The sequence below is a fragment of the Variovorax sp. 01N425 genome, assembly GCF_056399465.1.
The window spans coordinates 1-9,608 of sequence record NZ_JBFTRJ010000037.1; the positions used below are offsets into that span (position 1 = coordinate 1).

Annotated in this window: 12 protein-coding genes and 1 pseudogene; all 13 read right to left on the bottom strand. The window is 60.0% G+C overall.

What is annotated here, in order from left to right; genetic code table 11:
* Window positions 1-531: 531 nt before the first annotated feature.
* The 13 genes and pseudogenes from AC1DSC_RS32280 to AC1DSC_RS32340 all read right to left on the bottom strand — a co-directional run bounded on the left by AC1DSC_RS32280 (window position 532) and on the right by AC1DSC_RS32340 (window position 9,002).
* Window positions 532-1,727, bottom strand: a pseudogene (locus AC1DSC_RS32280) (IS91 family transposase).
* A gap of 9 nt (window positions 1,728-1,736) precedes the next feature.
* Entirely contained in the window at window positions 1,737-2,609 is an 873-nt protein-coding gene (locus AC1DSC_RS32285) for a tyrosine-type recombinase/integrase (protein WP_478132052.1), read from the bottom strand.
* Window positions 2,610-2,793: 184 nt separating this feature from the next.
* On the bottom strand, window positions 2,794-3,192 hold the full coding sequence (locus AC1DSC_RS32290; RefSeq protein WP_478132053.1) for a hypothetical protein: 399 nt from the start codon (window positions 3,190-3,192) through the stop codon (window positions 2,794-2,796).
* Window positions 3,193-3,295: 103 nt separating this feature from the next.
* Window positions 3,296-3,520, bottom strand: coding sequence for a hypothetical protein (locus AC1DSC_RS32295; protein ID WP_478132054.1), 225 nt, complete (start codon window positions 3,518-3,520; stop codon window positions 3,296-3,298).
* Between the two features lie 90 nt (window positions 3,521-3,610).
* The gene (locus AC1DSC_RS32300; protein ID WP_478132055.1) at window positions 3,611-4,234 is read right to left on the bottom strand and encodes a site-specific integrase; all 624 of its coding nucleotides are present in this window, start codon (window positions 4,232-4,234) and stop codon (window positions 3,611-3,613) included.
* 491 nt (window positions 4,235-4,725) lie between these two features.
* Window positions 4,726-5,199: a hypothetical protein gene (locus tag AC1DSC_RS32305; protein WP_478132056.1), complete on the bottom strand. Its 474-nt coding sequence runs from the start codon at window positions 5,197-5,199 to the stop codon at window positions 4,726-4,728.
* A gap of 58 nt (window positions 5,200-5,257) precedes the next feature.
* Window positions 5,258-5,629: a DUF6678 family protein gene (locus tag AC1DSC_RS32310; protein ID WP_478132063.1), complete on the bottom strand. Its 372-nt coding sequence runs from the start codon at window positions 5,627-5,629 to the stop codon at window positions 5,258-5,260.
* Window positions 5,630-5,789: 160 nt separating this feature from the next.
* A complete protein-coding gene (locus AC1DSC_RS32315) occupies window positions 5,790-6,242 on the bottom strand; it encodes a hypothetical protein (RefSeq protein ID WP_478132057.1) in 453 nt (150 codons plus the stop codon).
* A 408-nt stretch (window positions 6,243-6,650) separates the two neighbouring features.
* Window positions 6,651-7,364, bottom strand: coding sequence for a hypothetical protein (locus AC1DSC_RS32320; protein ID WP_478132058.1), 714 nt, complete (start codon window positions 7,362-7,364; stop codon window positions 6,651-6,653).
* Window positions 7,339-7,614 (bottom strand): hypothetical protein, encoded by a 276-nt coding sequence (locus AC1DSC_RS32325; protein WP_478132059.1) that lies wholly within the window; start codon window positions 7,612-7,614, stop codon window positions 7,339-7,341. Before AC1DSC_RS32325 ends, AC1DSC_RS32320 begins: the two co-directional genes overlap by 26 nt.
* Window positions 7,615-7,652: 38 nt before the next feature.
* Window positions 7,653-8,114 carry a DUF4259 domain-containing protein gene (locus tag AC1DSC_RS32330; protein WP_478132060.1) on the bottom strand — a complete coding sequence of 154 codons (462 nt, stop codon included), beginning with the start codon at window positions 8,112-8,114 and terminating at the stop codon, window positions 7,653-7,655.
* 148 nt (window positions 8,115-8,262) lie between these two features.
* The gene (locus AC1DSC_RS32335; protein ID WP_478132061.1) at window positions 8,263-8,598 is read right to left on the bottom strand and encodes a hypothetical protein; all 336 of its coding nucleotides are present in this window, start codon (window positions 8,596-8,598) and stop codon (window positions 8,263-8,265) included.
* Window positions 8,599-8,696: 98 nt separating this feature from the next.
* Window positions 8,697-9,002 carry a hypothetical protein gene (locus AC1DSC_RS32340; RefSeq protein ID WP_478132062.1) on the bottom strand — a complete coding sequence of 102 codons (306 nt, stop codon included), beginning with the start codon at window positions 9,000-9,002 and terminating at the stop codon, window positions 8,697-8,699.
* Window positions 9,003-9,608 lie beyond the last annotated feature (606 nt).

Below are 9,608 nucleotides of genomic sequence, written 5' to 3' on the forward strand. Positions count from 1 at the left end.
TAGTCATCAAGACATTCCGGCAACAGCGCGACCTGCTGTCGGTCTTCGCCTTCGATGAATCGCTTCATGGGGCACCTTGCTTGGAACGGGTGCACCGATTTTATTTTTTGATGGGCAGGACTGGAAGTCTTTTCACACAGCCTCGGCCGCATTCTGCCGGAGCCTCGTCGAGGCCGAATGGGTTAAGGGTTGTCCGATACCTGCCCGTGCAACACCACGAGCCCGCGCACGACAACGGCCTGAGGGCAGGTGTTGGACAAGCCTCTAAGGAGGAAACCGCGGAATGCTCTGCGGTGGACGGGGAAGGCTACGGGTCTATGGCGATTCGGAACGCGTGGCCCGAGCTGGCGCCGATGCGGAGCCCGGGGGGAAGCCTCCAACGGCGTTGCCGAAGCGCAGTAAATCCAGGTCGTCGTACGCGTCGCTCGACGCCAGGACGGTCGACGAAGGCATCACCGGACTCGAAGACCAGACTTCCTCTCATCGGCCCGATAGCAAGAAGGGTCGAAGGTTGGCTGAGCGGCTGCGTTGTCATGGTGCCCCGACCTGTGGTGGCGGCGCACGGATCGGCTGCCCGCGCGCCAACGTCAGCAAGACGATCATCGCAGCGCCGCAGTGCATGCAGACGAAGGTCGGTGGAGAACGGCAAGGCTCAGCATCCAGGCTCGCGATCTGCGCGACGGCGTCAGCCTCTTGCCCCAGTAGTTCGCGGATGCGCGCCAGGTTGGCCGTGCGATTGCCGTTGGCCAGAAGCCCGTAGTGTCGGATGCGGTGGAAGCCGCCCGGCAGGACATGCAGCACGAAGCGGCGCATGAACTCATCGGCATCGAGCGTCATCGTCTTGCGCCGAGTGCGCCCCTTGGCCCGATAGTCCTTCCAACGGAAGGTGACGCCTTGCTCGTCCATGGCAACAAGCCGGCTGTTGGAGATGGCGACGCGGTGCGTGTAGCGGGACAAGTAGGCCAGCACCGCTTCGGGTCCGGCGAACGGTCGTTTGGCGTAGACGACCCATTCGCACTTGCGCAGCGGCGCGAGCCAGTCCGCGAAGGCGTGCGCGTCGGTCAGCCCCGCGAACTCGCCGAAGAATCGCAGGCGGCCCGCGCGATGCAGCTGTCCGAGCGCTTCGAGGAAGCGCCTTCTGAACAGGCGAGACAGCACCCGCACGGACAGGAAGAAGCCGGGCTTGCAGGCGACCCAGCGCCCGCCATCCGGCGACAGACCTCCGCCCGGCACGATACCGTGCACATGCGGGTGGTGCGTCAGTGCCGATCCCCACGTGTGCAGCACCAGGGTCGCACCGATGCTCGCGCCAAGGTGCTTGGGATCGGCTGCGATGGTCAACAGGGTCTGGGCGGCCGTGTCGAACAGCAAGGCGTAGATCTCGGCCTTGTTGCAGTAGGCGATGGCACTGATCGGCGCCGGCAAGGTGAAGACGACGTGGTAGTAGTCCACCGGCAGCAGATCGGCCTGGCGCGCCTGGAGCCAGCGCTGCGCCGCACTGGCCTGGCACTTCGGGCAATGCCGGTTGCGGCACGAGTTGTAGGCGATCTGATCCTGCCCGCAGCCTTCGCAACGCAACACGTGGCCCCCAGCGCCGCGCTGCGGCACTGCTCGATGGCCGACATGACCTTGAGTTGGCCCAGGCTCAGGTGACCACGCTGCGCGTTGCGCCAGCCGGGACCGTGGGTGCGGAAGACGTCGGCGACTTCCAGGGCGCAGTGCGCCATGAAGAGGGCCTACGCAGACAGCTTCTCCAGCGGGCTGACGACCTCGCGCAGGACTTCGGTGGCCACGTGCGTGTAGACCGACGTGGTCTCCAGCTTCTTGTGGCCGAGCATCACCTGGATCACGCGGATGTCCACCTTCTGCTCCAGCAGGTGCGTGGCGAAGCTGTGGCGCAGCGTATGCATGGTGACGCGCTTGTCGATCTTGGCCGCTTCGGCGGCGTCATGGACCGCGCGGTTGAGCTGGCGCGCGGTCAAGGGATCGACCGGGTTCATGCCAGGGAACAGCCAACCGTTGGGCAGCATCTTGCCCTGCGCATTGGCATACCGCCACCAGGCCCGCAGCCTTTCCAGCAGAACCGGCGAGAGCATCGCATAGCGATCCTTGCGACCCTTGCCCTGCTCGACGCGCAGGGTCATGCGCTGGCTGTCGATGTCGCCGACCTTCAGCGCAACGATCTCACTGACCCGCAGGCCGGTGCCGTAGGCGATGGACAGTGCCGTGTGGTACTTGAGGTTGGAGGCCGCCGCGATCAGGCGTGCGGCCTCGTCGCGGCTGAGCACCACCGGCAGCTTCTGCGGCACATGCACGTAGCTCATCCTCTCGACCAGTTCGCCGCGATGGAGCGTGACGTCGAAGAAGAACTTCAGGCCGGTGATGGTGGCGTTGAGCGTGATCGGCGAGACGCCCCGGTCGACCAGGTGCAACTGGAAACGCCGCAGATCCTCCGCGGTGGCCGTGTCGGGGGAGCGCTGAAGGAAGCTCGCGAGGTAACGCACAGCGCGAACGTACGCGGATTGCGTCTTGGGGCCGAGCTTGCGCATGCGCATGTCGTCGAGCAAGCGCTGGCGCAGCGGCGAAACCACCGGTGTCGAAGGGATCATGATCGTGCTCCTGTCGAAGAACGAGGCCGATTGCCTCGGTTCCCAACATAGACAGGGGCGCGATGTTTGTTAAATCACAGACTGTGCGGCGGGCTACCGCGCGAGCGGTTTAGTCCTTGGATCCTTTTGAGACGCTGCGACCAGCGGAAAGCAGCCGCTCGAAGGGCCGACTCGGCGCCGGCATTCAGCGCGGGAGCTGAGTGCGAAGCACCTTCCACTCTTCCCAGGCCGATTCGGGGTGAATATCTTTGTACCCCCGCTTCTCCGCAACCGCCTTCGCGGCCCTATCGTTCGCCACCATCACGGATCCATGGTCTCTGATCCTCTCAACTTCAGCTTGCGTCAGTGGGGCGGCTTTGAGCTGTTCGGCACGAGCCAGTAGTGCTGCAAGCGCGGGGACATATTGAAGGACGAGGTGCTTGGGGTTGGGACGCTTAGCAAGCTCCGCATATTCACCAACATCCAACTCAGCGAGTGACTCTGTCGCCGCCATGACTTGTCCTGCAATCAAGAAAGTGGAAAGAAAGAGGTAGACGATCTTCTTCGAGAAAGTCTGTCCAGACCTGTTGAGCGTCATCAGCATACATTGGCCTGTCAAGTGGATGGTCGCGCAACTATAGCGGCGGGCTCGCACACGGTTACAGAGAGGCGGCGCCTACGAAGGTCGGCTTGTGGCCGCGTCCTGCCTAACCGTACAAGATTACTGCACCCACGAAGTAAGCCGCGATCAGCGTTGCTGCAAGAATCTTTGCGATATGCAAAAGCCTTTCAGGCGACAGGCTGCTCTTCATTGGATGTTCCTCAGGCAACACCTTCTTCAGCACCCAGGCGCCGAAGAACAACAGAGCCAGTAGTGTCACGCAGGCGAGCAGAAAGAAGCCCTGAATGATGCTTTTGCCGCTCAATTCCATACTCACGCTTCCGCATTAAAGCTCGAATGTCTGGTCCTGGCCGCATTTTGCCCATGACTGGCGCTCGTCAACCAGAGCGCCAGGACACAGTCACGCTTCTGTCTGCTCAGCCATCTCCAATGCGTCCTCGACCTCGATTCCGAGGTACCGCACCGTGCTTTCGAGCTTGGTGTGGCCAAGCAGGAGCTGCACCGCGCGAAGGTTCTTCGTTCGGCGGTAGACCAGGGACGCCTTGGTCCGACGCATTGAGTGGGTGCCGTACTCGGCCGGATCCAGTCCGATCTCTTCCACCCAGCCATCAACAATTCGGGCGTACTGCCTGGTCCCGAGATGCGGCGACGAATGCACCCGGCTCGGGAACAGGAAGTCCTCGGAACGAAGGTGGGCCAGATTGATCCACCTGTACACGGCCTCCCGCGTCGGATCGGTGAGCTCAAATTGGACCGGTCGCCCGGTCTTTTGCTGAACCACGTTCGCCCGTGCGGCCGTCCGATCGCCGTTGGCAACATCGCGGACCCGCAGCTTCACCAGGTCGCACGCCCGGAGCTTGCTGTCGATTCCGAGATTGAAAAGTGCAAGGTCACGAGTACGACGGGACAACTGGAGGCGAGTGCGGATAGCCCAAATTTCCTTGAGCTTGAAAGGCCGCTTCTGTCCCACGAGTTTGCCCTTGTTCCACGGCGGCCGTGGTGCTGAGACGGTGAGAGCGTCCATGTCGATCTCCTATGCAGTTTAGGGATCGAAACTTTGCGCCAGCGGAGGCGCATGGAGGCGAAGCGGAATTCGAAGGCTCGCGAAAGCGGTCATTAGAGAGAAGCGTCTTGAACGTGCCCCCGCTTCTCCTGCATGGCTCCTTGGGGTCTAATTCCGCCATGTTTCAAGATGACGGCCTCGATGAATTCTCTGCGGCTCTAGCGGCTGCGGGAGTGCGGAGCGAACTATTTCATGACTGCATCCACATTCCTTTGTTGGAGGATCAAGGTTTGGTCGAGGTGAAATCTTGGGGCGGCAGAGAGCGCTCCGTGCGGCTCTTCAAGGGACGAGATTCCCGCGACCTAACGGTGGCGCCAGGGGAGTTCGGTTGCGAACCGACTGAGGCGGTAGAGCGCCTACTTCAAAGGCTGACGGAATGCGGGGTGCACGCGCAGCCGATAGGCGAAGAATAGAGGTCCCGCCATGTGTCCGGTTTTGGCCGGCAACTGGCCTCACACTGAAGCGAAGATCAGTTGGACACCACCCTCGGTCACCGCAGGCACAGCGATGGTCGCCAAGAAGTGCTCTACGCATGGCACCAATTCCCACCCGGCATCGGCGTCGAACGGCGCTGGCTCACCCGAAGAGTTGTAGATAACTTTGGCGGTGTTCTCGGCGACAAATAGAAGGCTCTTCAGGGCCGGGTCGATGGCACTGTCTCGCGCTTCGGCGACCAACGTCATCCTGCGGACCTCATTGAAGGCCGCATGCGCGAGCCGCCAATCGGATAGAACCTTTGCCAACTCCACGACGCGGTCGATAACAGGTAACGAGGGGCTGTATTGCATGCAGAACATCAAGAGGTCCGCCGCCCAGTTGACCCGCTCATGTGGCTGCATCGGCTCGTAGAGTGCTCGCCCACAGTCCAGAAAGCGCCCCTCTGCCCAGGCTTGCTTCGCTTTGACGATCGACAGAGTCTGCTTCATGCTTGCAACTATGGCATGTCCGCGGAGCCGACGTTCGCAAGAGGCCGCTTCTGGCCGCTTACTGCCATTCTGGTTGTGGACCGGGTCGTGTGTAACCCCAAACCCGCACAACGCCAGCTTCAAGCGAGTACGGAATGCTGTGACGCTGGAGGGCGTCGCACAGCCACGTCAAAGAGGCAGCTCGTAGCTCTATCCACTCCAAGTCTGCTACGGGATGGACGTGATAGTAAAACTCGCCGTCCCAAGTAGTGCAGAAGTCCGGCGGCGCGAACACGCTGCGAGCCCGGAACTGAGGGTGCTGCCCCGGAGGTGCGGCGAGCATCTCGGTCCGAAGCTCTGCCCACTTGATGTGATTGAGCACTGGATGCAATTCACCGCGTTCAACCAAGCCTGCCAGGCGCTTCATGTCCGCCTCGTTCGGTCGAGGCATCGTCTTGGGACCCCATCCAAATTTATGTTCGACGCTCACGCGGTCTCTCCAATTTCAACATTCGTCCCCAGACGAAGTCTGCCGCGCCTCTGGAGTTCCGCTTGTGGCTGAATGTAGCTTGTCGCGGTCTTTTGAGATTTTGGGTCCGAAGCAAACGTTGCTACAACCTTGCGGCAGCCCTCAGTTTCCGCAGCTCCATCAGCTTTTCACCTCTGTCGTATATGGTCGCGCCCAATGGCCGAGTTCCCGTACACATGCCCACCTCGTCGCGGTCATCCACGAAAAGCACAAACTCAACCCCCGCTCGCAAAAACGCGGTGCACATCCCACTCTCGGGAAGCTGGTCGCTTGCTGCGAATGTGCTTCCCGCCTTTCCCTTCAGAACCTCGTTCACGCGCGCCCGGGCCTTGACGTACCCACCACCGAACACAGCTTTGTTTTCGATGTATCGAGTTTCGAGCACAACGCCAACAAGAACTGCTTTGGCGTCCCGGAACTTCTGCACGTCGGACTTCTGCACGCAGGAACAGGCATGCGCTGCAGACCCAGCAAACAGGAGCGCAACCAAGAATAGGAAGCACAGATGTCTTGCGAATAAGGAGAGAGTATTCATCGAAGGTCTGGTTATGGCCGAGGGCAGCCTACCAGCACAAAGTCAAAACTGTGGCCTCCCCGATACATCGCCCTTCCCAAACGCGCAACTCTTGACCCTCAGCAATGAGAGGCCTCACGAGATTCAGGCTGAGAAACTTCACGGGGACGACGCGAGACTCTCCTGGCCAAAGCGGCTCCATCTCGGAAAGGTCAAATCTCGCGTCGAAAAGCTCACCATCGATGCTGAGCGGGCAACCCCACCAGGCGGTGGAAGTCGGCCCCGCCCGTCCGCCTGCGTGCGAGGGGAACAACCGTAGTTCGACGAGAGCATCAGGAGCCCAAAGCGCCACTATGTTCCTCTTAAGAAAATGTGGTCCTTCTTCGCCGCGGGTGGCCACAGCCAAGTAGGTGCGGGCGCGATGCGAGGTCAGACATCACGGCCGGCAGACGGCTTCCAGATGTTCGTCCGTGGCACGTATTTCTCATATCCCGTTCCATCATCAACGCCGACGATTCGATGGCCGAAACACTCGACCAGCGCAACAAGACTGCCGGTGCCGCCGTACGGATAGCCATGGGGGTTGAACTCCAATACATGCCGTGTCGCTCGTGGTTGGATTGCAATGAGGTCGTAGTCCCCGCTCCAGAATGCATCAAGCATGGAAGCGAAATCCCACTGCGGAGTCAGCATCTCAGGGGAATGCCGCTTTGGAAGCGGCGTGGAGAACCAATATTCGTTCCACTCAGCCACTTCTTCCGGAGTAAGGTTCGAAAAGTAGGAGCGTTCACCATCGCTCAGATAAGCCAGTAGGTGCGATTCATCGACGGGCTCATCGCTATCCTTCGCTGCCTTCACGAGGTCAAAGAATTCCGTCAGCCGCTGTAAGGACTTCTCGCCACTCGACTCGAACTCAACATGGCAGTAAACCCGAGCGCCGGGATCGGCCGTGGCTTCTACGACCTTTTCTGAGGGCGGGATGGTGTATGCCGGCGAGGCCTCTACGCGTTTTCTGAAGGGCCACATATAGACCAGTGCTGGAGGGTTGGTTGAACTTCCGCTATTGGCCGGATTCTGCCGTCGCACGGCAGGCCGAACAGGCCTGTAGTAAGCATCATTAACCTGCGATATCGGAGAAGCCATCGGCGTCAAATCGGCAGCACCACTTGACGTGAGACCAGGTGCCTGTTGAGTTGGCCTCAACGACTCCCCGAGCAAACAGCACTTCGTGCGTGCCGTCGTCATAGAGGTTTTCTTCTTGGACCTCAACGGGTAGACCTTCAACGAGTAGTACGGACGAGCCGTTGATGTCCTTCCGGAGATCGGTCTGGGACAGCATGATGAGATCGCGCTCAAGGAGTTCGTTGAAATCAACGGAGAAGCGAGGTGTCATATCGAATGTCTGGCTCTGGCCGGTTGCTACCGTTACCGCTACCGTTCGAGCCTCGTCGCAAGCTGGCTGATTCCGGCAGCCCATCGGTTTGATTTGCTTGCGGACCATAGTTGAGCGAGTTCGGAAGAATTGGCGTCCGAAACCCGGGTGATGGCTCGGCGTGCACGAGGCGCCAAGGCGCGCACTTCGGGCGTTCGCGTCTTTGCGAGACATGGCGCGACGTCTACGCTTGTCGTGGCAGGCCCTTTTCCGTCCGCACTGGCGATAACTTCGGCGGCGGCAACGGCAACAGAACCCGCATCGGCCTCAAGATAGCCAGGACGCAATGCTGCGTTGATCGCTGCGGCTATCGTGCCCGCCCCCGCCGACCTCGAGCATTCAATCAGCCAGTCTTGTGCATCGTCGTTGTCAAAGGGGCCTTCACCCCATGCTCCTGCACTGGCCGAGAAACTCATGACCAGCGCGAGCGTAGCCACGCCCACGTACTTCAGGTTTTTCACTCGACTCCTCCGTGTGTCTCATTCGGCCGAGCAGCTCGTGCCCCGTGGCTGCGCGTGTCAGGATTCTGACCTAAGCGCGAGTGACCGGTGTTGGGCCGAGCTCTGCCGTACAGACGCTGATTGCAGCGAGCTTATGGGCAAGAGCACGTTAGAGGGTTGAAGGTGTCCAGAACTTCCACCATGGGCGTGGTTCCGCGCAGATTTCTGCACAGCTCTCGGCCGCATATGTTCTAGCCGAAAACATCGGGGCGACTGCCGCGTCTGGCTCGGTGGCAAGTATGAATGGCTCTTCGCCATAGCCTCGGTACGCAGCAAAAAGCTCATCGGACTTCATTCCTGGCCGATAGGTTGAAAGGAGAAATTCATCAACTATGGCCTCTGCTGCAGATACGGCCGCCTGGTGAGATTCGAAAACGCCCGCCGGGTGTCGCTTCGATTCGTCCATGAAGGCGTAGTTGTCGTCGACGAAGACCTTGTAGGGCATACACAGTTAAGCGGTTTGGCATCGCGCTATTGTTACAACCGAGATGCTAGCCGAATGTCCGGGGTCGGCCGTCACGAGCCAGTAAAGAAGGGCCTGAACTATGCCTTCTTGGCTCGCACAAACGGAGCGATCCGGGTGGTGATCGAAGGCCAGTAGATAAAGGGCTTCACCCCACTTGAAGTCGCCTCCTGCTTGATGCTAGTGGTTGACCCGCAGCCGTGGAGGTGCAGCTCAGTTGCACCAGTGTCAATCGCTTGAAGAAGTGCGACGCGGCATGCTGCAATCTTCGTGGAATGCACACAAACACGATACGACGACGGATCTGCAATGGCAGCATTTTCCTCGCTACGTGGAACAAACCAGTAGCCATCAGCATCCTCAAAAACGGTGAACTCTGCTTTCATCTGTTCTCCTATCGTCGTTGATGCACCGAGTCACGGACCAAACCACTTGGAACAGCTCGGCGGATATCGCTGCAACTGTGCCGTATTCCCTCACTGTTGATTCCGTTTCTTCCCATTTACCTTCAGGAAGAATCCCGTACTGATCCGCGACACGTTCGGTGTCGTACCGGAGCGCCGTTCCATCTGACTTTATTTCGACGTAACGTACCCTAGAGCCGTCGGCTCCGATCTCCGAATAACAGACGTACTCGTCGACTCCGACCGTGTTTCCGCTTGAGCAATAAAGGCGATGCAACATTCGTAGGTCGAAGGTGCGAGGGGGCGCAGAACCGTCGGATCACCGCGCTCCTGCTCTTTCGAACGGACTGTGCCGAAGCCGCGAACGTCCGCTTTTTGGCACATTGTGCCGGCACAGCGAACGGCCGGTTATGGCCGACTGTAGCCCTTCGTCGCACCCCTAGGGAAGGTCTGAACAAGTGCATGTTTCTTGCATGATCGAAGCAGGTCATTGACGGAGCGCGCAACGATGAGCCAGATCAGTTTCTCGGACGCGGAGTACGCCGGCAAGCGCAAGAAGACGCGGCGCGAGGTGTTCCTCGAGGAGAT

Coding starts and splice junctions, on each gene's coding strand:
- AC1DSC_RS32285 (WP_478132052.1), bottom strand. CDS start 2,609: ATGATCCCTTCGACACCGGTGGTTTCGCCGCTGCGCCAGCGCTTGCTC.
- AC1DSC_RS32290 (WP_478132053.1), bottom strand. CDS start 3,192: ATGCTGATGACGCTCAACAGGTCTGGACAGACTTTCTCGAAGAAGATC.
- AC1DSC_RS32295 (WP_478132054.1), bottom strand. CDS start 3,520: ATGGAATTGAGCGGCAAAAGCATCATTCAGGGCTTCTTTCTGCTCGCC.
- AC1DSC_RS32300 (WP_478132055.1), bottom strand. CDS start 4,234: ATGGACGCTCTCACCGTCTCAGCACCACGGCCGCCGTGGAACAAGGGC.
- AC1DSC_RS32305 (WP_478132056.1), bottom strand. CDS start 5,199: ATGAAGCAGACTCTGTCGATCGTCAAAGCGAAGCAAGCCTGGGCAGAG.
- AC1DSC_RS32310 (WP_478132063.1), bottom strand. CDS start 5,629: ATGCCTCGACCGAACGAGGCGGACATGAAGCGCCTGGCAGGCTTGGTT.
- AC1DSC_RS32315 (WP_478132057.1), bottom strand. CDS start 6,242: ATGAATACTCTCTCCTTATTCGCAAGACATCTGTGCTTCCTATTCTTG.
- AC1DSC_RS32320 (WP_478132058.1), bottom strand. CDS start 7,364: ATGGCTTCTCCGATATCGCAGGTTAATGATGCTTACTACAGGCCTGTT.
- AC1DSC_RS32325 (WP_478132059.1), bottom strand. CDS start 7,614: ATGACACCTCGCTTCTCCGTTGATTTCAACGAACTCCTTGAGCGCGAT.
- AC1DSC_RS32335 (WP_478132061.1), bottom strand. CDS start 8,598: ATGCCCTACAAGGTCTTCGTCGACGACAACTACGCCTTCATGGACGAA.
- AC1DSC_RS32340 (WP_478132062.1), bottom strand. CDS start 9,002: ATGAAAGCAGAGTTCACCGTTTTTGAGGATGCTGATGGCTACTGGTTT.